Consider the following 20,877-nt stretch of genomic DNA (forward strand, 5'->3'; position numbering starts at 1 on the left):
TTCAGTCGACCGAAAGCCGGGTTGCCCTGCGGCAATTTGGCATTTGGAAACAGCGCGTTCGGGTTCCTCGGCGATGGGCCTCAAGCTCTTGCTCAAGCTGCCAGCGCCGCTTCCGGCGGCACCTTGGCGCCGGTCATGAAGGCGACGGCGTCGGACATCGTATGCTGCTTGGGATCGATGACACACAGGCGACGGCCAAGCCGATGAATGTGGATGCGGTCGGCCACCTCGAAGACATGCGGCATGTTGTGTGAAATCAGCACGATCGGCAGGCCTCGCTTCTTCACGTCGAGGATCAATTCGAGGACGCGGCGGCTCTCCTTGACGCCAAGTGCCGCCGTCGGCTCATCCATGATCACCACCCGGCTGCCAAAGGCGGCGGCGCGCGCCACCGCCACACCCTGACGCTGGCCGCCAGAAAGCGTTTCCACGGCCTGGCTGATGTTCTGGATGGTCATCAGGCCAAGCTCCGTGAGCTTGTCGCGAGCGCGCTTTTCCATGGCTGGGCGATCGAGCATGCGCAGCCATTCGCCGAGGAACCCCGGCTTGCGTATCTCGCGGCCGAGGAACATGTTGTCGGCGATAGACAGCGCCGGCGACAGAGCCAGGTTCTGGTAGACGGTCTCGATGCCGGCCTCGCGGGCCTCCATCGGCGACTTGAAGGCGACGGGCTTGCCTTCAAGCCGGATCTCACCTTCATCGGGCACGACCGCGCCGGAAATCGCCTTGATGAGCGACGATTTGCCGGCGCCATTGTCGCCGATGACGGCAAGGATTTCGCCCGGATAGAGATCGAAATCGGCATTGTCGAGTGCGGTAACGCGACCGTAGCGCTTGACCAGGCTGCGCGCTGTGAGGATGGGTTCCTGGGTCATGGCTATGCCGAAACCTTTCTGATCCATTGATCGATCGCCACGGCGCCGATGATCAGCACGCCGGTGAGCAGCACCTTCCACTGCGGATCGGCGCCCAGCATGTTGAGGCCCATCGAGACGACGCCGACGATCATGGCGCCGAACAGCGTGCCGAGGATCGAGCCGCGCCCGCCGAACAGCGAAATACCGCCGATCACCGTCGCGGTGATGGCCTGAAGATTGTAGTCGGTCACGGCGGCGGAAGGCGAGATCGAGCCATTGCGGCCGATGGAGACCCAGGCTGCGAAGGCGGCGATCAGCCCGGCAAGGGCATAGACCGTCACCAGCACCTTCTTCGTCTGGATGCCCGACAGTTTCGCGGCCTCCTGATCGTCGCCAACCGCGTAGACATGGCGGCCCCACGCGGTGTGGTTGAGCACGTACCAGAGGACCAACACGAGAACGACCATGGCAATGACGCCAAGCGTCAGCACGGCCGTGCCGACCTTAAAGCTCAAGGCAAACAGGTGCAGCAGAGGCGCCTGAACGTCGACGTCGGTGTCGCGGATCGTCTCATTGGCCGAATAGATGAAGTTGGTGGCCATGACGATGTTCCAGGTGCCCAGCGTCACGATGAATGGCGGCAGCTTCATGTAGGCGACCAGCACCCCGTTGAGCAGGCCGCATGCGCCACCAGCGACAAGCCCGATTGCCACCGCGAGCACGGCCGGCATACCGTAGCTGACCGCGCAATTGCCCATGATCACAGCCGAAATCACCATGATCACGCCAATCGACAGGTCGATGCCGGCGGTCAGGATTACCAGCGTCTGCGCGGCGCCCAGAATGCCGACAATGGCGATCTGCTGAAGGATCAGCGTCAGCGTATAGGATGAAAAAAAACGCCCGCCGATGGTGATGCCGAAGATAATTATCGCGAGAACCAGCACGATCAGCGGCACCGCTGCCGGCGTGGAATGCAGGAAATGCTGGGCGCGCTTGACGGCCGATTTATGCTCGTCGAACGCGGCGACGCTTGTGTCGCTGCTCGATAGAACTTTTTCGAATTCTTGTGCTTGAGACATGTTTCCTCCCCTGGGCTTCAGCCAAGAGCCAACGCCGTCCACGCCTTCCGGTCTGCCGCCGGGACTATTTGCGTTTAGACCGGCACATCGTCCACCCTGATCGGCCGGGGATCAAGCCCCGGCCGATCGCGATCTGTTGCCGGTCAGGCCAGCCTCAGCCCCAGCACTTGGCGAGGCCTTCCTTGGTGTCGATGGACTTCACACCGTTGGCGGGCTTGTCGGTGACAAGGTTGACGCCGGTGTCGAAGAAGTTCTTGCCTTCGGTCGGCTTCGGCTTCGTCCCGTCCTTGGCGAAAGTGGCGATCGCCTCGATGCCGAGCGCCGCCATTTGCAGCGGATATTGCTGCGAGGTAGCGCCGATCACGCCTTCGGTGACCGACTTCACGCCGGGGCAACCACCGTCGACCGAGACGATCAGCACCTGGCTTTCGAGACCGACGGCCTTCAGCGCCTGGTAGGCGCCGACAGCTGCCGGCTCGTTGATGGTGTGGATGACGTTGATGGTGTTGTCCTTCTGCAGAAGGTTCTCCATCGCCTTGCGGCCGCCCTCTTCATTGCCGTTCGTCACGTCATGGCCAACGATGCGCGGGTCGTCCTCGTCGCCAATCTTGTTGGGGTCCTTCACGTCGATGCCGAAGCCCATCATGAAGCCCTGGTCGCGCAGCACGTCGACCGTGGGCTGCGACGGCGTCAGGTCGAGGAAGCCGATCTTGGCATCCTTGGCCTTATCGCCAAGCGTCGCGGCGGCCCATGCGCCAATCAGCTTGCCGGCTTCCAGATTGTCCGTCGCGAAGGTCGCGTCAGCCGCATCGATCGGATCAAGCGGCGTGTCGAGCGCTATCACCAACAGCCCGGCGTCCCGCGCTTTCTTCACCGTCGGCACGATGCCCTTAGTATCGGACGCGGTGATGAGGATACCCTTGGCGCCGTCGGCGATACAGCTCTCGATTGCAGCCACCTGGCTCTCGCTGTCGCCGTCGATCTTGCCGGCGTAAGTCTTGAGATCGACGCCAAGCTCCTTGGCCTTGGCCGTCGCACCTTCCTTCATCTTGACGAAGAAGGGATTGGTGTCGGTCTTGGTGATCAAGCAGGCGCCGACCCCGGCGGCCGATGCCGTCGACGCAAAGGCCATCAGGCTCAGTCCGGCCGCGGCGAACACGGTGGATTTCAACAGTTTTGACGTGGTCACGATTTTCCTCCCATGGAACCATTTAGGATGCCGGCCAACCGACATCTGCAGCGCGCCCGACGAAATCTCCCAGCATCGGCGCCGATCCCAAGAGACACCAGTCCGCCAGCACTGTCAATAATTAAATCACTCTTATTTATTATTGACAACGCAGGATTGTTCACCCACTCTAGACCAAAAGCATTGAGGGGAAACGACGGAGGAACAGGGTGGAGACCGGCGTTACGAGGCACGGTTCGCCCAATGCGGCCGAAAGCCGTCTGCACCGCGGCACCAATCAAAGCGGCATGCGGGACCACAATGAGCGGCTGGTGCTGTCGCTGGTGCGCCAGCATGGCAGCCTGGCCAAATCCGACATTGCACGCATGACCGGCCTTTCGGCGCAGACGGTCTCGGTGATCATGCGCGAGCTGGAGGAGGACGACCTGCTCGTCCGCCAGGCGCCGTTGCGCGGCAAGATCGGCCAGCCCTCGATACCCATGGCGCTCAATCCCGACGGTGCCTATTTCATCGGCCTGAAGATCGGCCGCCGCAGCGCCGAATTGGTGCTGATCGATTTCCTCGGCAACGTACGCTCGATGCTGCAGCATTCCTACCGCTACCCTGCCCCGCGCGAGACGGTGGAATTCGTCACAGGCGGCATGAACAAGATGCGCGGCGAGCTCACCCCGGCGCAAGATAAGCGCATTGCCGGGCTTGGCATCGCCATGCCGTTCGAATTGTGGAACTGGGCCGATACCGCGGGCGCGCCGCGCGAAATCATGGACGAATGGCGCCATCGCGACATCCGCGCCGACATCCAGGCGCAATGCGAATTTCCAGTCTATCTGCAGAACGATGCCACCTCGGCCTGCGGTGCCGAGCTCGTGTTCGGTCACGCGGCAGGTGCGGCACGCGATTTCGTCTATTTCTACATCGGCGCCTTTGCCGGCGGCGGCATCGTGCTGAACGGCCGGTTGTTTGGCGGCCCAACCGGCAATGCCGGCGCGCTGGGCTCGATGCCGGTGCCCGGGCCGGACGGCAAGCCGACGCAGTTGATCGACGTGGCGTCGATCGCCATGCTGGAAAAGGCGCTCAACGCGCGCGGCATCGAGGCCTCGCATCTGTGGACATCACCGGGGGACTGGGGCGAGATCGGCGCCGAGCTCGACGACTGGATCGCCAGCGCCTCGCAGGCGCTCGCCTATGCCATCGTTTCGGCGTCCTCCGTCATTGATTTCGAAGCCGCGGTGATCGACGGGTGGATGCCGCTTGCCGTGCGCAGTCGGCTTGTCGATGCCGTCATCCAGGCGATCGGCCGGATCGACGGCGAGGGCCTGAGGCTGCCGGCCATTCGTGAGGGAACCGTCGGCATTCATGCGCGGGCGCTGGGTGGCGCCAGTCTGCCGCTGTCGGAGCGCTTCCTCATCGGTTCGACCACGATTTCCCGGAGCTTCTGAGCATGCTGATCGGCATCCCGGCGCTGCTCGGCCCGGAGTTTCTGGCGATATTGCGCGCCATGGGCCATGGCGACGAGATCGCCCTGGTCGACGGCAACTACCCGGCCGAGCAGCAGGCACAGCGGCTGATCCGCGCCGACGGTCATCATCTCGTCCCGGTGCTCGATGCGGTATTGAGCGTATTGCCGGTCGACGACGCCGTGCCGCAGGCGCTGTTTCGCGCCTCGGCCAAAGGCGATCCCCTGCTCGCCGATCCGGTTCACCATGAGATGGAAGCGATCTGCGCCAGGCGTGCGCCGGGCCGCAAGGTGGTTGCGCTTGCCGGCGCCGACTTTTATGCACGGGTCAAGGCCGCACACGCGATCGTCGCGACGAGCGAGCCGCGGCTTTATGCCAACATCATCATTCGCAAGGGCGTGATCTATCCGCCGGAAAGCAAGACTTCATGATCCTCTGCTGTGGCGAAGCCCTGATCGATATGCTGCCGCGGACCACGACGGAGGGCGAGTCGGCCTTTGCGCCCTATGTTGGTGGTGCCGTCTTCAACTCGGCAATTGCGCTTGGCCGGCTCGGCGCGCCCGCTGCCTTCTTCTCCGGCCTGTCGTCGGATCTGTTCGGGGGCCAGCTCAGGGAGGCACTGGGAGCCAGCAAGGTCAGTTCCACCTATGCACACACCTCGCCGCGCCCGACTACGCTCGCCTTCGTGCGGCTCAACAACGGCCAGGCGACCTACACCTTCTACGACGAGAACACCGCCGGGCGCATGCTGACCATCGAGGACCTGCCGGAACTCGGCAGCGAGATCGAGGCCATGCTGTTCGGCGCCATCAGCCTGATCTCGGAGCCGGCCGGGTCGGCCTATGAAGAGTTCATGCGACGCGAGCATGAGCGCCGAGTGATGATGCTCGACCCCAACATCCGGCCAAACTTCATTCCCGACAAGGCCAAGCACCTCAGGCGCATCCGCGGCATGATGGCGATGGCCGACATCGTCAAATTGTCGGACGAGGATCTGAACTGGTTCGGCGAAGCCGGCTCGCATGAGGACGTCGTGCGCAACTGGCTGGACCGCGGTCCGAAGCTGATCGTCGTCACCCACGGCAGCGAGGGCGCGGTCGGTTACAGCAGCCGGCACCGGGTCACGGTCGTGCCGGACAAGGTCGAGGTGGTCGATACGGTCGGCGCCGGCGACACATTCAATGCCGGCATCCTTGCCTCCTTGCACGAACAGGGCCTGTTGTCGAAGACGGCCATCGCCGGCCTGCCGGAAGAAGCCATCCATAAGGCGCTGACGCTCGGCGCGAAAGCCGCGGCTGTGACGGTCTCGCGGGCCGGCGCCAACCCGCCGTCGCGGCATGAAATTGCCTAACCGGCTGGCAACACGCTCAAGGACCTGCCTGCCGCGATCACTTTATGTTTCGTCGACCCGGCGGGACGGGCTGTGAGGTCCATATCGAGCCGGCCGAAGCCCGGATTTCCCCGCGTTTAAGAGGGCAGGTCGGAAGTCAGCGGTAACAGGCTGCGACATTTGAGCAATTCAGGGTTTTGCCCTGCGGCTTTCTCGGCCGTGCCAAGTCTGCTACCAGCGGCCGGTTATCTGACTAAACCGTTTGAGGCCGACATGCAGTTCATCGATCTTGGCGCGCAGCGCGAACGCATCCGCGACAGGCTGAAAGCGGCAATCGACCGGGTCGTCGACGAAGGCCGCTATATCCTCGGACCTCAGGTCACCGAATTCGAAAACAAGCTCGCCGCCTATATTGGCACCAAGCATGTGGTCGCTTGCGCCAACGGCACCGATGCGCTGCTGTTGCCGCTGTTTGCCGCCGGCATCGGCCCGGGCGACGCGGTGTTCGTGCCGAGCTTCACTTTTGCCGCCACGGCCGAAGTGGTGGCGCTGACCAAGGCCGAACCGGTGTTCGTCGATGTCGATGCCGACAGCTACAATATCGACACCGCCAGCCTCGAGGCGGCAATCGCCATGATCAAGGCGGAAGGCCGGCTGAGGCCGAAGGCAATCATTCCCGTCGACCTGTTCGGCCTCGCCGCCGATTACGAGGCGATCATGGCCATCGCCGATCGCGAAGGCCTGATGGTCATCGAGGATGCGGCGCAGGCGACCGGGGGCTCGGCCGACGGCAAGATGTGCGGCTCGTTCGGCACCGTCGGCTCGACCAGCTTCTATCCGGCAAAGCCGCTCGGCTGCTATGGCGACGGCGGTGCGATGTTCACCAATGACGATGCGCTGGCCGAACAGCTGCGCTCGTTCGCCTTTCACGGCAAAGGCGAAACGCAATACGACAATGTCCGCGTCGGCATCAATTCACGGCTCGACACGCTTCAGGCGGCGATCCTGATAGAGAAGCTGGCCATCCTCGAGGACGAGATGGTGGCGCGGCAAGCGGTCGCCAATCGCTATGCCGAAGGTCTCGGCGATATCGTCAAGGCGGCACGCAATCTGGGCGGCGGCCGCTCGGCCTGGGCGCAATACGCCATCGAAACGCCGAAACGCGACGGGCTCAAGGCACATCTCGGTGAAAAGGGCATTCCGTCGGTCATCTACTATGTGAAACCGCTGCACAGCCAGATTGCCTATCGCGATTATCCGCGCACCCCGACCGGCCTTGCCGTTTCGGAAGAGCTGCCGAAGCGCATCCTGTGCCTGCCGATGCATCCCTATCTGAGCGAGGCTGACCAGGACCGGATCATCGAAACGATCCGTAACTATATCGGCTCGAATTCGGCGCATGTAGCGGCGGCATAAATTCGAAAGCTTCGAAGCGTGGTCGCGGATTACATCGACGAGTTCATCATGTTCTGCGCCGGGTTGTGGATGGCTGGCGTCGGCTTCGGATTCTTCTCGGACCCCTCTCAAGCTCGCCCCGGCCAACGGCAGGCATGGTGGACGAACTTTGGAACCCATTTTAAATGGATGGGGCCGCTGTTGATCCTCATCGCGATAGTGCTCGCATTCGCGGCGCTTTCCTAGCGGACCCTATTCGGCGGGCTATTCACGAGTTCGGTGCGATCAGCTTGAGTGATGGAAAATAGGTGCGATAGCGACCAGCATCGCGCGTGAACAGCGGCAGCCCATTGACCGCGGCATGGGCGCGCCGATGAAGAAGTCAGGCAGCACGCCGGTGCTCAACCCGCTCGATCTCGCGTAGTATTGGGTAAAGACCTTTCCCGCGAGGAACAGTGCTGCCTATGGTATCGGAGCGATTTCGAGACAGCTTTGTCAAGAAACGCGTCGAGATCCTCGATGCGCCCCGTATCGGAAAGCCAACTCGGCATAGACAGCATCGTTGATCAACAGCGGTCCATTCAGGCTTTGCGCCTCAAGCTGGGCGATCGACCAATCCGCCCAGTTCGGATCATTGGTGACAAGATTGAGCAGAACGTTGGTGTCGACCAGCGTCACACCTCGCCACGCGTCCATTTTCGGGTAGCACATGTGCTTCTGCATTGCCAAAACTCGTCGCCTGCCCTCACTCCCAAATCGGCCGGAGCGGCTTTCAAGAGTGCCGTCAGGGCAACATTTTTGAAGTGCTTTGCTCCGCGTCGAAGCATAGTCTGCACTGTCTTCCCTCTAGGCTGGCTATTTCATGAAGAAGATTGGTTTCCTCTCGTTCGGGCACTGGACGCCCTCGCCGCAATCACAGACCCGGACGGCAGCCGACGCGCTTTTGCAGTCCGTCGAGCTGGCCGTCGCGGCCGAGGAGCTGGGTGCAGACGGCGCGTATTTCCGCGTGCATCACTTCGCGCGCCAGCTCGCCTCGCCCTTCCCGCTGCTGGCAGCGGTTGGGGCGAAGACCAGCCGAATCGAGATCGGCACGGCGGTGATCGACATGCGTTACGAGAACCCGCTCTATATGGCGGAGGACGCCGGTGCCGCCGACCTAATCGCCGGAGGGCGTCTGCAACTGGGCATCAGCCGCGGCTCGCCGGAGCAGGTAATCGAGGGATGGCGCTACTTCGGCTACGCCCCGCAAGAGGGCGAGAGCGATGCCGACATGGCCCGCAGACACACCGGAGTGCTGCTCGAAGTGTTGCTGGGCAAAGGCTTTGCGCAGCCCAACCCGCGGCCGATGTTTCCCAACCCGCCTGGCTTGCTTCGCGTCGAGCCGCACTCGGAGGGCCTGCGCGAGCGCATCTGGTGGGGCGCCGCCACAAACGCCACCGCCGAATGGGCGGCGAAACTGGGGATGAACCTGCAGAGCTCCACGCTCAAATTCGACGAGGGCGGAAAGCCGTTTCACATCCAGCAGGCCGAACAGATCCGGGCTTTTCGTGAGGCCTGGAAGGCGGCCGGACACACGCGCGAGCCGCGGGTGTCGGTGAGCCGGAGCATTTTTGCGCTTGTCGACGATCGCGACCGGGCCTATTTCGGCGGCAACCAAAGCGGAGATCATTTCGGTTACATCGAGGCAGACAGGCTTGCCGTCTTCGGCCGCTCCTATGCCGCCGAACCGGACGTCCTGATCGAGCAGCTAAAGGGCGACGAAGCCATCGCCGAGGCCGATACGCTGCTGCTTACCGTCCCCAATCAGCTCGGCGTCGACTACAATGCCCACGTCATCGAGGCGATCCTGACCCATGTCGCTCCGGGCTTGGGCTGGCGCTGACGAGTTTGAGCAATCGACCGCAGGAGGCAGGAACCTCCCCTCCCGGCCCCGCTCAGGAACCGAACAGCCGCCTGTCCCAATACACGGGCTGATGCAGGCTGGCTGTGATCAAGGCAAACTCCGGATGGGCCGGATTGATCAACACGTTGTTGTCGAGGCGAGCCACGACGCTTGGTACGATTACGATCGCGCTGCGGCGCTCGATACACCAAGTCTCACCGAATTCCTTGCTCACCTTTGCCGGCATTACGTCCCAACCCGGCAGCGACGGCTGAGAAAAGGTCTCGTAGCTCAGCCCGCGCGGAACCATGATCTGGACGTAGTGCTGGTTGGGCGGCAGTCTGCCGCTGCCGTGCACTAGCTTTTCCAGCAAGGCAGTCGAATAATGCTCGCTGGCGTAGATCACCGGGCTGCCGGGCGTGTTCCAGCGGCCGGGCGCAATCGTCGAGCCCGTCGCGTCAAAGATCGGATAAGTGCCGGCAGGATCGCCGATCCTGAAGCACAGCAGCGTCCGATCGAGTATCTGCGCCGTCAAGCGGCGGTGCCGTACTTCAGGCCTGCAAGGATATCGATCACCAGCTCGGCGCCGATCTCGTTTTGGATGACCATTTCGATCGGGCGCCGGTCTTCCAGCATGGGATGAGGCCGAAATAGAAAGTCACGAGCCTCATCTTCGACCTTCCAGACGTCGAGGGCCAAGTCCCATACACGAGCAACTCGTGCCACCCGCATGCCCTCTTCCGAAGACAGTCGAAGAGCACCCCTCTTGCGACGTTCATAGGTTGCCTTTGGAACGAGGCGATATTTGAACTGGGCATCGGCCGGTGCCAGCAATTGTGAGACGCGTTCGAGCGCGCCGATGGGCAATCCGTCTTCAATTCGAGCCATCAGCCCGAATGGCGACCGTGCAGCCGTTTCCTTGGGCGGCAAGCCCAGCACGTCGGCGACATTTCCGAACGCCAGCATCATCACTGCCTCCTCATGTGAAGCATGATATACCTTCATGTGAGACTACGCGCAAGTGGGCTGCAGTCTCACGGCTGCTTTCCGTCGGCTCGTTTCAGCATCGTGAATGCGCGACTGATCCGTTGCAGCGCTGTGGCGTTGGCCAGCACTGCGTAAAGCGCGAACCCACCCGCCAGAATCCACGGCGATGCCGCGCCCAGGGCGGCCGCGACTCCGTCGGCGGCGAGCAGCACGCAAATGAAAACCAGACGTTCCATCCGCTCGAAGAAATCCGGCCAACCATGGTTTTCCACAGGGATTTCCAGCGCCGTCCGCGCCTTGGCGTAACTTGTGAGTATCCCGCCGGCGAACGCGACCATTGCGATCGCCCACAGATCGGCGACCCAGCCGATAGCCGCAAAGACGGCCAATTCCTGATAGCGGTCGACGACAGCGTCGAAATAGCCACCGGCCTTGGTGATCATATTTGTTCGGCGGGCGACAGCACCGTCCAGCGCATCGAAGGTGAAGGCAAACGCCAGGCAAAGGCCAAAGGCAAGGCTTGAATGGTGATAGACGTAGGCCGCCGACGACAAAGCGACTAGCACGAGCCCACTGGCCGTAACCTGGTTCGGCGTCATGCCGATCCCGATCAGCGGAGAAGCGGCCTGCTCCCATAGCGGGTCGATGCGACTTTTCATGAGACCGGCGATCATGGCGGCTCCTCTGATGATGTCGTTTCACCGAGCTTTACCAGCAATTTGCGGGTTTGTTCCACCGTCGCTACCGTTCCAATTGGTCAAAGCGGGCCGAGACCGGGCTCAGCAACATTCCCAACTCGCCGCAACAGCGATTTCTTTCGGCGAATGCGGCCGGCGGATTAAGGCGCTCGCCAAGCCGACGGCGCAAATCGACCGGCGGTCTGGCGGCCGCGCCCGAACGATGTGACTATGACTGCTTGCCATCCGTCGGAAGCCGGCCGAAACTCGATGCATAGATTTTCACCCAAGTTTGCTTACCTGCTCGCGACCTCTCTTGGCGCGGGATTATCTCCAATATGGCCGGGCACGGCCGGCGCAATGGTTGGAGTGGCTGTTGCCGCAGCTCTGATACCGGCATCGCCTTGGCTGACTGTGCTTGCCTATGCGGCCCTGTTCGCCGTCGGCGTATGGGCGTCGTCGCATGTCATCTCCCGAACCGGGACGGAGGACCCGCAGATCGTCGTCATCGATGAGACCTTCGGCGCCGCCGCGACACTTTCCATGCTTCCGATCGACCCACTCTGGTGGGCAGCAGGCTTCCTTGCTTTCCGGTTTTTCGACGTCGTCAAGCCTTGGCCCATCCGTATCATGCACGACAAGGTAAGGGGTGGGGCCGGCATTATGCTGGACGATGCCGCCGCGGCTGTCGTCGCTGGGGCGTTGCTGCTCCTGCTGAACGGTTTGATTGACCATTTGCGGTAATGGCGACATTCGGTCTGCCAAGGCCACGGTGGCCCATCGGCGCGGCGGAACGCAGGAGGTATCCGCGCGCTCACCGATGGTGTTCGTGTGCCTGCGTGCGGAAACCAAACCCGTCAAGTGTTTCGATCAGCACCTGTACGGGATCAGGCACGCCGTGCGATGACCGCCACGCGACAAAGCCGTCCGGCCTGACCAAGACAGCACCGCCGCTTTCAACCCCGCGTGGGTCTGGTCAGTCGTCGGACAAGAGAAAGCCTGTGCTGCAGCCGGCCAGGACCGCGCCTGCAATCCGCACGCGCGGATCGGGGAAACTCAGGACGCAATGATGTTTCGGACCGCTCCCGATGGTATAGATCGTTCGTGGAATGCCGTGCCGCACGCTACTACGGTGACACGCAAGTTCGACATCGATCTCTAGGCTTTCGAAATCCAGTATGTGTCGGTCACCAACCAAGCGTTCTCGCTGCCATTTTTTGGTCGCCCTCGGTGATATTGCGCGAGACGGGTAACCTTGCCTCGCGCAGCCTTGAGGGCGGCCATCAAGGCCTTTTCTTCGTCACTGCGCCTGGCTCCGCTGCAGGGGTAAAACCCGCATGGCACAAGTGATCGTACGGGAAAGGTATCGCCAGCCCTTTCCAGAAGCATCATGAAGCCTCGTTGGTCTTCGCCCGTGAACGGCAGCGCCATCCGGCCAGCGTCGGACAAATTTGAAAGCCACCGTTCCGGCACGTGCGTCACTCCGGCAAAGGCGACAACGACATCGAGGTCCGGCAGATCAACTGCCTGCGTTGCATCACCGGATACCACTTCGACATGGGCATAATGAGCAAGATTGCTTTGCGCGCGCCGGGCGAGTTCTTCGTCGATCTCATAGGCAATCACGCGTCCTTCAGAACCCGTCAGTTCAGCGAGGATGGCGGTGAAATAGCCGACACCGGCGCCTACCTGAAGGACGGTCTGGCCGGGAGCGATGTTCACATGGTCGAAAACCAAGGCCCAAAGCGACGGCAAACCGCTGTTTAATCCGCGCTTTTCGTCAAGTGAGACCAGAACGTCGTGGTAAATCTCATGAAGTGCGGCTGAAGGGCTGGTATGGACCGCCCCGATCTGCAATCTCGAATGGATACGCCATAGTCCGTTGCCAAGGTAGTGTTCGCGCGGAACCTTTGCGAAGGCCTCGATGACCGCAGGGTTGTGCAAGACCGGTGACGAGACACGCAGGTCTTCGGCAAACCACCGGCGCGCTTCACTAGCATCGCTTCTTGTTGGCATGGACTATTGGCTCCCGAATTGCGCGTGTTCAATCATCATTTCAGAAGCCGAACGGCGGCAAAGGCTCGCTATCCTCGTATGGACGGTGCGATCGACCGCTGCTTCGCCCAGCGCCCACCGCGAAGCCTATAAGTCCTGGCGATATGGAAGAACACTTTGCCCGACGATCACATCCTCCGGCTGGCGAGCAGCCTTGTGAGCCAGTCCGGATCCATTTCCGGCACGGAGGACAAAAGCCGTTCGGTATAGGGGGCATGCGGCGGCGTGAGAATTTCGCTCTTTAATCCCTGCTCAACGACTTTACCCTGGTGCATGACCACAATTTCGTCGGCGATGGCCCGCACGGTGGCAATGTCATGGGTGATGAAAATGTAGCTCATGCCGAGGTCGCGCTGAAGCCGCATTAACAGCTTCAGAATTTCCTCTTGCACAATCTGGTCGAGCGCGGACGTGATTTCGTCGCAGATAATGAGTTCCGGGTCGGCGGCCAAGGCCCGAGCGATGCAAACGCGCTGCTTCTGGCCCCCCGACAGTTCGGCCGGCAGACGGTCCAGGTAAGTTTCGCTCATCTCGACCATGTGCATGAGTTCGCCGATCCGCCGATCCCGCTGCGCGCCCTTGAGGCCGAGGTAGAATTCAAGCGGCCGAGCTATGACTTCTTCGACTGTCTGGCGCGGATTTAGGGCGTTGTCGGGCATTTGATAAATCATCTGTATGCGGCGCAGAATCTCTTTTGGGCGCGCCTTAAGGGTCTTGGAAAGGGCATGGCCGGCAAAGGAAATCGACCCCGAAAGCGGCGGCAACAGGCCGGTAACAACGCGAGCGAGCGTCGATTTCCCGGAACCGGATTCGCCGACCACAGCCACTGTTCTTCCACGTGGAACTTTGATGGAGACATCCTGGAGCACCTTTACCGTCCGGGCGTAAGCCGCGGTGACGTTGTCTATCGTAAGCAGATATTCATCGGCCGGAACTTCGGGCTTGGCGAGCTTGCGCACGGCCCAGAGCGTTTTGGTATATTCCTGGCTGGGATGGGCGAGCATCTGGCGTGTTTCAGCCTCCTCCACGGTAAGTCCATGGCGCAAAACCATGATGCGGTCCGCCATTTGCGCCACCACTGCCAGATCATGCGTCACATAGATTGCAGCCGTGTTGAATTCCTCCACGATGTTGCGAATGGAGGCGAGAACTTCGACCTGCGTCGTCACATCGAGCGCCGTCGTTGGCTCGTCGAAGACGATGAGGTCGGGACGACAAGCCATCGCCATCGCGGTCATTGCCCGTTGCAATTGTCCGCCGGAAACCTGATGAGGATAGCGGAAGCCGATGGTCTCCGGATCTGGAAGCTGAAGACGGCGATAGAGATCGACCGCACTCCGGTTCGCTTTTTCTCGGCTGGCAATCCCATGCGCCACCACAGTTTCGACAGTCTGATCGAGGAGTCGGTGAGCTGGATTGAAAGAGGCCGCGGCGCTTTGCGCGACATAGGCGATGCGGGAGCCTCTGAGGCGGCGGCGCCCTGTCTCGCTGAGTGCCAGAAGATCGATCCCGTCGAACAGGATCGAGCCCTTTGTGATTCGGCAGCCCGGCTTGGCGTAACCCATCGCCGCAAGGCCAATGGTGGATTTGCCCGCGCCAGACTCGCCGATCAGGCCAAGAACCTCCCCCCGCTTCAGCGCCAGATCGACCCCGCGGACAATGGGATGCCACCGCTCGTCCGAGAAGCCTTCCACATGCAAATTGCGGATCTGAAGCAGATCCTTGCCTTTTTCGCGCAAGCCGGGGGCGCTATTTTTCATCCCGCAACCCACTTGTTGCGTGGAGGAACCAGTCGACGACGAAATTCACGGAGACCGTGAGGAGGGCAATCGCGCCGGCCGGCAGAAGCGGCGTGACATCGCCGTAGGTGATCAGGGTCGCATTCTCGCGCACCATCGACCCCCAATCAGCGGTCGGCGGCTGAATACCAACGCCCAGGAAGGACAGTGCTGCGATCGTGAGGAATACAAAGCAAAATCGCAAGCCGAACTCCGCGACCAGCGGCGGCATGACATTGGGAAGGATTTCCTTGGCGATGATCCATTTCGGGCCTTCGCCGCGCAATCGCGCCACCTCGACATATTCCATCACGGCCACGTTAAGCCCGACGGCACGTGCTAGCCGAAACACGCGCGTGGAATCGAGCAGCGCGATGATGATGATCAGGCTGGTGATCGACGAGCCGAAGATCGAGAGCAGCACCAGGGCGAAGATCAGACTTGGGATCGACATCAACACATCCACGGCACGCGACAGTATCTGGTCGAGCCATCCCCTGTACAATGCGGCAAGAAGGCCGAGCGAGACGCCAACCGCGAAGGACAGCAATGTGGTGGCGACCGCGATACCGATGGTGTTGCGCGCTCCGTAGATCAAGCGTGTGAGCATATCGCGGCCGAGCTGGTCGGTTCCCAGTTTGAACTGCTGGCTCCACGGTGCGAAGGCTTCGCTGAAGACCTGCGTTTCGCCGTATGGGGCTATCCAGTGCGCGAACAACGCAACGATGACATAGCCGAGGATCACGAGGATGCCGAACCATGCACTGAAGGGTGCCTTCTTCAGCGCCGTCTTCGCCCGGGTGGTGCGCGAGCGCCTCAGCCTGTGAACCTGAGCGATTGGTTCGTAGCTGGTCATCGTGGATGCAAGAGCCTTGGATTAGTGGCGATGGAAATGATGTCGGCGGTCAGATTGAGCAGGATGTAGGTCGCCGCGAAAATCAGGGCGCAGGCCTGGACAACCGGAACATCCCTGGATTTGACCGCATCAACCATCAGCTGACCAATGCCGGGATAGACGAACACCACTTCGACCACGACCACTCCGACGACGAGATAAGCCAGATTGAACGCCACCACAGTGACGATCGGAGCCCATGCGTTGGGCAACGCATGCCTGAGTACGATTGTCATGGGCGACATTCCCTTGAGACGCGCCATGTCGATATAGGGGCTTGCCAGCATGTTGATGATCGCCGCTCGTGTCATGCGCATCATATGGGCGACGATGACGAGCGTAAGCGTGATCGCCGGCAAGGCTACTCTCCAAACATGCTCCCAGAACGGCGTCTGGTCGTTCACATTCGACAATGTCGGGAACTTGGGAACTGCATTGAGTATCCAGTTCAAAGAGACCGCAAGCCAGTGTGGCAGTGATTGTGCGAACTCGGATCCGATGAACGTGTCGCGCGAGATGACGAGGTAGGCAAGCATATAGGCGACGAAAAACTCCGGGAACGAAATCGTTGTCAGCGTCACTGCGTTCACCAGCCGGTCGAACCAGCCATTGCGGTAGAGCGCAGCGAGGATGCCCAGTCCCAGGGCCAGCGGAACTGCAATCAGCGCGGTCATCGATGCAAGGAACATCGTATTGTAGAGGCGTGGCGCGATGATCTCGGCCACGGTGCGCCGGTACCCGGTGCGGCTCGCGAATGAAGAGCCGAAATCACCGTGGAGCATTTGCCCGACCCAGACGAAGTAGCGCTCGACAGGCGGACGGTCGATGCCGATTTCTCGCTGGAAGGCGGCGACCGTTTCGGGTGTCGCGGATTGCCCGAGCATCGCCTTGGCGAAATCGCCCGGCAGCATTGCAATCGCAGAGAAGATAATGATGGACACGATGAACAGCGTGACCAGGCCGAGGCCAAGGCGTTGCAGGACCGTTCTTGCGACGGGGTTCATGTGCACGCGTTTCCCGTTGCCGTCGCTGCCCTGCCACACCCGGCAGGGCCCGCGGCTGCAAGCCGGAGCCCAGTAGCCGTCGCGGGTCCGGCCCGCACTCTCACGCAGTGGCGATCCACCAGCGTTCGGCCATCTTCAATCCATCATTCTCCCAGTTCGGCGCCACTTCGCCATGTGCGAGCTTGTTGGATTTGGCGCTGACGAAATTGTTGAAGACCAGCACGATGCTGCCGCCATCATCATGGGTCAGTTGCTGCATCTCGGCATACATTGCCGCCCGCTTGGCCTCGTCCGTTTCGGCGCGCGCCTGGACGAGCAATTCGTTGAAGCGGGGATTCTTCCAGAACGACTCGTTCCAGCTGGAGTCTGCGGCAAAGGCTTGCGTGAACATCCAGTCGGCTGTCGCGCGACCGCTCCAATACGAAGCGCACCAAGGTTTCTTGAGCCAGACGTTGTCCCAGTAGGCGTCCTCGGCCTCACGCACGACGTTTACGTCGATGCCGCACTGGGCTGCCGTCTCGCGGATGAGCGCAGCCGCATCGACCGCCCCTGCAAAAGCGGCATCGGCGACCGAAAGGTCCACCTTCAGTTTTTCCATTCCTGCCTTTTTCAGGTAATGCTTGGCTTTTTCCGGATCGAAACTGTGCTGCGGCTGCGGATTTGTGGCGAATTTGATCGCCGGCGCGATCGGGTTGTCATTGGCCACGGTGGCGTGACCGAGAAAGATCTTGTCGACGATCTCCTGACGGTTGATCGCCCATTTCAAAGCCATTCGGACGTCCGGATTGTCGAACGGCGCCATCGTGACATTCATTGGTAAGGTATAGTGGCCATAGCCGGTGACCTCGACGATTTCCACCTTGGGGTTGCGTTTCAGCATGCCGAGGGTCTTGAGGTCGGCGCGGCCAATATAGTCCACCTCCCCTGTCGATAGCGCGGCCATGCGGGCTGCGAGATCGGTGATGGCGATGAACTCCACCTCATCGAGGTAGGGTTTGCCGTTCTTGAAATAGTTCGGATTGCGCTTGAGTTTGGCCGAAACGCCGGGCTGGAAATTCTCGAGCACGAAAGCGCCGGTGCGAACGCCCGATCCCCAATCCGCCTTGCCGTCCTTGGCCGGCATGATGACCAGATGGTAGTCACTCATGATGTAGGGAAAATCGGCATTGCCGCTCTTCAACGTGAAGACAACCGTCTCCGGGCCATCCGCCTTGATGCTTGCTACGGGCTCAAGCAGCGGCTTCGCCGCCGATTTGGTTTCGTCGCCCATATGATAGCGCAGCGAAGCCACGACGTCGTCCGCCGTGACATTCTTGCCATTGTGGAAGGTTGCGCCCTTGCGTAGCTTGAAGACCCAGGTTTTGGCCCCGTCCGACGATTCAAAGCTCTCGGCAAGGTCCGGTTGGACGTTGCCTTTCGCGTCGACCTCGGTGAGGCTGTTGGACATCGAGCCCGAGAACGCAGTCTGTGTGAACGTATCCAAGTAGCCGGCCGGATCGATCGAATCTGTCGTTGCGCCATGTGCCATGCCGAGCTTGGCGAAGCCGCCCTGCAGCGGTTCGGCCCGCGCCGTGCTGACGAAGAGCTTGTCCGCAGCGGTGAGCGACAGCCCAGCGGCCAGCCCAAGATGAATGAAGTCGCGACGGGAAATCTTGCCGCGACCAATCAGGCTTTGAGCGATACCAAGCTTGTATTCAGATTCTGACATTTGACTCTCCCATTGCGGATTTTCCGCGTTATTGTTCGTCACGCACCCTGTGTAGAAATCTGCTTGTTAGCTGCGATCACCCTTTCTTTTGACTGCTCAAATCAGCACCTCAATCAGGCCGTCACATAGATACTGCCCGCCTCGACAGTGACTGGAAATGTGCGCGCGCGAACGGACGGATCGACCAGGGCCGCGCCTGATTTGATGTCGAATTCCCAGCCATGCCAGGCGCAGCGCACGATCTCGTTTTCGCGGTGATAGATGAATTGCGCCTCTTCGACCGGTGCAGTTGTTCCGCATTGCGGCCCCTCGCAAAGCGGAGCTCCACGGTGCGGACAAACATTCAGCAGCGCGTGGAATGAATCTCCTATGCGAAAAACGCCGACCGAAAGGCTGCGGATCTTGGCGATGAAGGGAGATCCGGTTTCGATCTCGTCGACTCTGCAGATGTATGTCTTCTCGGGCATCGTGTGCTTCCTCAGGCGGCATTCGCCGCTTGCGCGCGGGGGATGCGCTTGTAGACCTCCAGCGCGTTCAGCCCCATGATCTTGCTCTTCCAGGCAGGAGGGATTTGCAGCGTGTTGGCATCGTCGTAGTCCCAATGCGGATAGTCGGAGGCAAACATCAGCGTGTTTTCACCGTCCATCGCCTCGAGAGTGGACCAGAGATGCTGAATATTTGCGGGCTGCTCCAGCGGCTGTGTGGAAAAGCGGATGTTGCGCCGGCAATATTCGGAAGGCAGCATCTTCAGCCATGGCGTCTCTTTTCGTAGGGCTTTGTAATCTGCGTCCAGGCGCCACAGCACCGACGGCACCCAGGCGACGCCGCATTCGATGACCACGAAGTAGAGGTCCGGCCATTTTTCGAAGACGCCATGCGCAATCATGCTTGCGACATGCGAAATTGCCGACATGTGCAGGATAGCATGGGTCTCCCAGAAGAATGTCGTCGGCGCAGGAGCGATCGCAGTCGAATTCACGCCGCCATGGCCGCCCAGATGTATGGCAAAGGGCAGCCCCACCTCGGCGCATGCTTCATAGATCGGATGGTAAAACGGATCGCCATAGGGCTTGACGGAGCCTTGCGAGGCAAGAACCTGAACCATGCGCGGATGATTGCCCAGGCGGCGTATCTCGGCGGCCGCGAGCTTCGGATCCTGTGGCGCGATGACGATCGAGCCCATGAAGCGGTCGTCCTTCGGCAGCCATTGGTCGATCTGGTAGTCATTATAGGCGCTGACGAGGGCGCTGGCATAATAGGGATTGGCGAGAGTGGAAGCCTCGATCGGCTCATCGCCAGTCAGGATCGCCACATCGACCTTGTACTTGTCGAGGTGCTTCTCCTTCATGATGAGATAGTTGTCGGCTTCCGTCTTCGGACGGACGTCCTTGCGGGAGAAGTCCTGCGGATGAAACCAGGGACGATGGCCATGCGGGAAGGCGCCAACGGGACCTGTCTTCTCGCCTTCAACGAACATGTCCTTCCATAGGCCGGAAAGGTAAGGCTCCAACACGGTCGCGCTTGACCAGTAATTGTGACAATCGCAGTCGACTATGAACACGTTGCTCAGCTCCGTAGCTTCAGCCTGGTCGATCTGCCGGCCGATTTCACCGAGTGCAGCTTCGGCCTTGAGTATTGTTTGATCAAGCTTATGATCCTGCGCAATATGATCGACTTTTTCGATCGGAGGTCGCGTGCAGCTAGATCACATCGAAACCTTTCTCGACATCATCGAGTCGCGAAACTTCAACCGCACCGCCGATCGGTTGGGACTGACCCAGTCGACGATCAGCACCCGCATCAAGAATCTGGAGAGTGCGATCGGGTCCGAGCTCTTCCAGCGCGGGCGCGCCGGTGCTGAGCCGACAGCCGCCGGACGGCGGTTCGAAGCCTACGCCAGATCCCTGCTGTCGACCTGGTCGCAAGCTCGACACGATGTGCGAGCATTCAACCGTTTCGAGGGCACCTTGCGCATCGCCGCACAGGTGGGCATGACCCGCTCGGTCCTGCCCGGATGGGTCGAGACATTGTGCCAGGCGCTTCCAAGATCCTCGATCCATGTCGAGTCGGATTATTCGAACCAGATGGTCAGCGACCTAAGCATGGGAAATCTGGATATCGCCGTCCTTTATGCGCCTCGCTACCTGCCTGAGATCGCCTACGAACATCTGATGGTGGAGGAATATGTGATGGTTTCGACGGCTGCCAGAACGCTGTCCGACGTCGACCCTGAAACCTACATTCGCCCGGGCTACACCGCCGTGCTGGAAAAGACGCACGCAGAACTGCTGGCTCAACTGGCGATCTGCCGGCTTTCGACAGGATCGGAAACTCTGGCGGAGATCATGCTGCGGCGAACGGGCGGCACCTGCTACATGCGCAGCGATGATGCGCGCAGGTTCACAGCTGAACTTCCATCGTTCCTCGTCGAGGGCGCGCCGACGCTGCACCAGCCAGTCCATACCGCGATACTTGCGCGCCGCAAACACGAACCCATTATTCGTAAAGGCATCCGAGCTCTCCAGGTGGCGGTCATGTCACTGGAAGTTTAATCGAAATTGCCGATCATAAAGGTAGGATT

21 protein-coding genes and 2 pseudogenes are annotated in these 20,877 nt (G+C 60.8%); 8 read left to right on the forward strand and 15 right to left on the reverse strand.

Translation table 11 applies throughout. From position 1 onward, the window contains the following. Positions 1-92: 92 nt before the first annotated feature. From NKJ12_RS25155 to NKJ12_RS25165, 3 genes are all read right to left on the reverse strand, one after another. Complete coding sequence (locus tag NKJ12_RS25155) at positions 93-875, reverse strand: ATP-binding cassette domain-containing protein (RefSeq protein ID WP_254819893.1); 783 nt, start codon at positions 873-875, stop codon at positions 93-95. Positions 876-877: 2 nt separating this feature from the next. Continuing rightward, positions 878-1,939 carry an ABC transporter permease gene (locus tag NKJ12_RS25160; protein WP_352479482.1) on the reverse strand — a complete coding sequence of 354 codons (1,062 nt, stop codon included), beginning with the start codon at positions 1,937-1,939 and terminating at the stop codon, positions 878-880. A 154-nt stretch (positions 1,940-2,093) separates the two neighbouring features. Beyond that, positions 2,094-3,071, reverse strand: a complete 978-nt coding sequence (locus NKJ12_RS25165) for a sugar ABC transporter substrate-binding protein (RefSeq protein WP_502894341.1) — start codon at positions 3,069-3,071, stop codon at positions 2,094-2,096. A gap of 266 nt (positions 3,072-3,337) precedes the next feature. Here NKJ12_RS25165 and NKJ12_RS25170 point away from each other — a divergent pair, with 266 nt between their 5' ends. The 5 genes from NKJ12_RS25170 (at position 3,338) to NKJ12_RS25190 (ending at position 7,556) form a co-directional block, all read left to right on the forward strand. Next, positions 3,338-4,567, forward strand: coding sequence for an ROK family transcriptional regulator (locus tag NKJ12_RS25170; RefSeq protein ID WP_352705726.1), 1,230 nt, complete (start codon positions 3,338-3,340; stop codon positions 4,565-4,567). Between the two features lie 2 nt (positions 4,568-4,569). Next, on the forward strand, positions 4,570-5,016 hold the full coding sequence (locus NKJ12_RS25175; protein ID WP_352705729.1) for an RbsD/FucU family protein: 447 nt from the start codon (positions 4,570-4,572) through the stop codon (positions 5,014-5,016). Next, the gene (locus NKJ12_RS25180; RefSeq protein ID WP_352507571.1) at positions 5,013-5,936 is read left to right on the forward strand and encodes a carbohydrate kinase family protein; all 924 of its coding nucleotides are present in this window, start codon (positions 5,013-5,015) and stop codon (positions 5,934-5,936) included. Before NKJ12_RS25175 ends, NKJ12_RS25180 begins: the two co-directional genes overlap by 4 nt. A 252-nt stretch (positions 5,937-6,188) precedes the next feature. Next, entirely contained in the window at positions 6,189-7,331 is a 1,143-nt protein-coding gene (locus tag NKJ12_RS25185) for a DegT/DnrJ/EryC1/StrS family aminotransferase (RefSeq protein WP_352507570.1), read from the forward strand. An 18-nt stretch (positions 7,332-7,349) separates the two neighbouring features. Next, on the forward strand, positions 7,350-7,556 hold the full coding sequence (locus NKJ12_RS25190; RefSeq protein ID WP_352507569.1) for a hypothetical protein: 207 nt from the start codon (positions 7,350-7,352) through the stop codon (positions 7,554-7,556). 22 nt (positions 7,557-7,578) lie between these two features. Here the strand turns inward: NKJ12_RS25190 and NKJ12_RS25195 are convergent. Continuing rightward, positions 7,579-7,988: pseudogene (locus tag NKJ12_RS25195) on the reverse strand (type II toxin-antitoxin system VapC family toxin). Between the two features lie 184 nt (positions 7,989-8,172). On the opposite strand from NKJ12_RS25195, the gene NKJ12_RS25200 reads away from it, so the two are divergent. Next, positions 8,173-9,192, forward strand: coding sequence for an LLM class flavin-dependent oxidoreductase (locus tag NKJ12_RS25200; protein WP_352507568.1), 1,020 nt, complete (start codon positions 8,173-8,175; stop codon positions 9,190-9,192). A gap of 52 nt (positions 9,193-9,244) precedes the next feature. Here the strand turns inward: NKJ12_RS25200 and NKJ12_RS25205 are convergent, their stop codons facing one another. The 3 genes from NKJ12_RS25205 to NKJ12_RS25215 all read right to left on the reverse strand — a co-directional run bounded on the left by NKJ12_RS25205 (position 9,245) and on the right by NKJ12_RS25215 (position 10,853). Continuing rightward, the gene (locus NKJ12_RS25205) at positions 9,245-9,727 is read right to left on the reverse strand and encodes an RES family NAD+ phosphorylase (protein WP_352507567.1); all 483 of its coding nucleotides are present in this window, start codon (positions 9,725-9,727) and stop codon (positions 9,245-9,247) included. Continuing rightward, complete coding sequence (locus NKJ12_RS25210; RefSeq protein WP_254819913.1) at positions 9,724-10,158, reverse strand: Xre family toxin-antitoxin system antitoxin; 435 nt, start codon at positions 10,156-10,158, stop codon at positions 9,724-9,726. Before NKJ12_RS25210 ends, NKJ12_RS25205 begins: the two co-directional genes overlap by 4 nt. 68 nt (positions 10,159-10,226) lie before the next feature. Further along, complete coding sequence (locus NKJ12_RS25215; RefSeq protein ID WP_352507566.1) at positions 10,227-10,853, reverse strand: CDP-alcohol phosphatidyltransferase family protein; 627 nt, start codon at positions 10,851-10,853, stop codon at positions 10,227-10,229. A 273-nt stretch (positions 10,854-11,126) separates the two neighbouring features. Here NKJ12_RS25215 and NKJ12_RS25220 point away from each other — a divergent pair, with 273 nt between their 5' ends. After that, positions 11,127-11,600 carry a phosphatidylglycerophosphatase A family protein gene (locus tag NKJ12_RS25220; RefSeq protein ID WP_352705733.1) on the forward strand — a complete coding sequence of 158 codons (474 nt, stop codon included), beginning with the start codon at positions 11,127-11,129 and terminating at the stop codon, positions 11,598-11,600. A gap of 70 nt (positions 11,601-11,670) precedes the next feature. Here NKJ12_RS25220 and NKJ12_RS25225 read toward each other — a convergent pair. The 8 genes and pseudogenes from NKJ12_RS25225 to NKJ12_RS25260 form a co-directional block, all read right to left on the reverse strand. Then, positions 11,671-11,811 (reverse strand): annotated as a pseudogene (locus NKJ12_RS25225) (aromatic-ring hydroxylase C-terminal domain-containing protein); the annotation flags it as partial. Positions 11,812-12,014: 203 nt separating this feature from the next. Further along, positions 12,015-12,872 (reverse strand): protein-L-isoaspartate O-methyltransferase family protein, encoded by an 858-nt coding sequence (locus tag NKJ12_RS25230; RefSeq protein WP_352705735.1) that lies wholly within the window; start codon positions 12,870-12,872, stop codon positions 12,015-12,017. Between the two features lie 167 nt (positions 12,873-13,039). Further along, positions 13,040-14,671 (reverse strand): ABC transporter ATP-binding protein, encoded by a 1,632-nt coding sequence (locus NKJ12_RS25235; protein ID WP_352705737.1) that lies wholly within the window; start codon positions 14,669-14,671, stop codon positions 13,040-13,042. Then, entirely contained in the window at positions 14,661-15,545 is an 885-nt protein-coding gene (locus NKJ12_RS25240; RefSeq protein WP_352705739.1) for an ABC transporter permease, read from the reverse strand. Before NKJ12_RS25240 ends, NKJ12_RS25235 begins: the two co-directional genes overlap by 11 nt. Continuing rightward, positions 15,542-16,588, reverse strand: a complete 1,047-nt coding sequence (locus NKJ12_RS25245) for an ABC transporter permease (RefSeq protein ID WP_352507561.1) — start codon at positions 16,586-16,588, stop codon at positions 15,542-15,544. Before NKJ12_RS25245 ends, NKJ12_RS25240 begins: the two co-directional genes overlap by 4 nt. A gap of 100 nt (positions 16,589-16,688) precedes the next feature. Further along, complete coding sequence (locus tag NKJ12_RS25250; protein ID WP_352705741.1) at positions 16,689-18,296, reverse strand: ABC transporter substrate-binding protein; 1,608 nt, start codon at positions 18,294-18,296, stop codon at positions 16,689-16,691. A gap of 113 nt (positions 18,297-18,409) precedes the next feature. Next, the gene (locus NKJ12_RS25255) at positions 18,410-18,763 is read right to left on the reverse strand and encodes a Rieske (2Fe-2S) protein (RefSeq protein ID WP_292653661.1); all 354 of its coding nucleotides are present in this window, start codon (positions 18,761-18,763) and stop codon (positions 18,410-18,412) included. An 11-nt stretch (positions 18,764-18,774) separates the two neighbouring features. Beyond that, on the reverse strand, positions 18,775-19,857 hold the full coding sequence (locus tag NKJ12_RS25260) for an amidohydrolase family protein (RefSeq protein WP_352705744.1): 1,083 nt from the start codon (positions 19,855-19,857) through the stop codon (positions 18,775-18,777). 133 nt (positions 19,858-19,990) lie between these two features. On the opposite strand from NKJ12_RS25260, the gene NKJ12_RS25265 reads away from it, so the two are divergent. Next, entirely contained in the window at positions 19,991-20,848 is an 858-nt protein-coding gene (locus NKJ12_RS25265) for a LysR family transcriptional regulator (protein WP_352705746.1), read from the forward strand. The last annotated feature ends 29 nt before the right edge of the window (positions 20,849-20,877 follow it).

The organism is Mesorhizobium sp. M0195, assembly GCF_040322115.1.
Classification (GTDB): Bacteria; Pseudomonadota; Alphaproteobacteria; order Rhizobiales; family Rhizobiaceae; genus Mesorhizobium.

Bases quoted from the DNA above. Each gene is read 5' to 3' on its own strand.
- NKJ12_RS25155 (WP_254819893.1), bottom strand. From the start codon at position 875: ATGACCCAGGAACCCATCCTCACAGCGCGCAGCCTGGTCAAGCGCTAC.
- NKJ12_RS25160 (WP_352479482.1), bottom strand. From the start codon at position 1,939: ATGTCTCAAGCACAAGAATTCGAAAAAGTTCTATCGAGCAGCGACACA.
- NKJ12_RS25165 (WP_502894341.1), bottom strand. From the start codon at position 3,071: ATGGCCTTTGCGTCGACGGCATCGGCCGCCGGGGTCGGCGCCTGCTTG.
- NKJ12_RS25175 (WP_352705729.1), top strand. From the start codon at position 4,570: ATGCTGATCGGCATCCCGGCGCTGCTCGGCCCGGAGTTTCTGGCGATA.
- NKJ12_RS25180 (WP_352507571.1), top strand. From the start codon at position 5,013: ATGATCCTCTGCTGTGGCGAAGCCCTGATCGATATGCTGCCGCGGACC.
- NKJ12_RS25185 (WP_352507570.1), top strand. From the start codon at position 6,189: ATGCAGTTCATCGATCTTGGCGCGCAGCGCGAACGCATCCGCGACAGG.
- NKJ12_RS25200 (WP_352507568.1), top strand. From the start codon at position 8,173: ATGAAGAAGATTGGTTTCCTCTCGTTCGGGCACTGGACGCCCTCGCCG.
- NKJ12_RS25210 (WP_254819913.1), bottom strand. From the start codon at position 10,158: ATGCTGGCGTTCGGAAATGTCGCCGACGTGCTGGGCTTGCCGCCCAAG.
- NKJ12_RS25215 (WP_352507566.1), bottom strand. From the start codon at position 10,853: ATGATCGCCGGTCTCATGAAAAGTCGCATCGACCCGCTATGGGAGCAG.
- NKJ12_RS25220 (WP_352705733.1), top strand. From the start codon at position 11,127: ATGCATAGATTTTCACCCAAGTTTGCTTACCTGCTCGCGACCTCTCTT.
- NKJ12_RS25230 (WP_352705735.1), bottom strand. From the start codon at position 12,872: ATGCCAACAAGAAGCGATGCTAGTGAAGCGCGCCGGTGGTTTGCCGAA.
- NKJ12_RS25235 (WP_352705737.1), bottom strand. From the start codon at position 14,671: ATGAAAAATAGCGCCCCCGGCTTGCGCGAAAAAGGCAAGGATCTGCTT.
- NKJ12_RS25240 (WP_352705739.1), bottom strand. From the start codon at position 15,545: ATGACCAGCTACGAACCAATCGCTCAGGTTCACAGGCTGAGGCGCTCG.
- NKJ12_RS25245 (WP_352507561.1), bottom strand. From the start codon at position 16,588: ATGAACCCCGTCGCAAGAACGGTCCTGCAACGCCTTGGCCTCGGCCTG.
- NKJ12_RS25250 (WP_352705741.1), bottom strand. From the start codon at position 18,296: ATGTCAGAATCTGAATACAAGCTTGGTATCGCTCAAAGCCTGATTGGT.
- NKJ12_RS25255 (WP_292653661.1), bottom strand. From the start codon at position 18,763: ATGCCCGAGAAGACATACATCTGCAGAGTCGACGAGATCGAAACCGGA.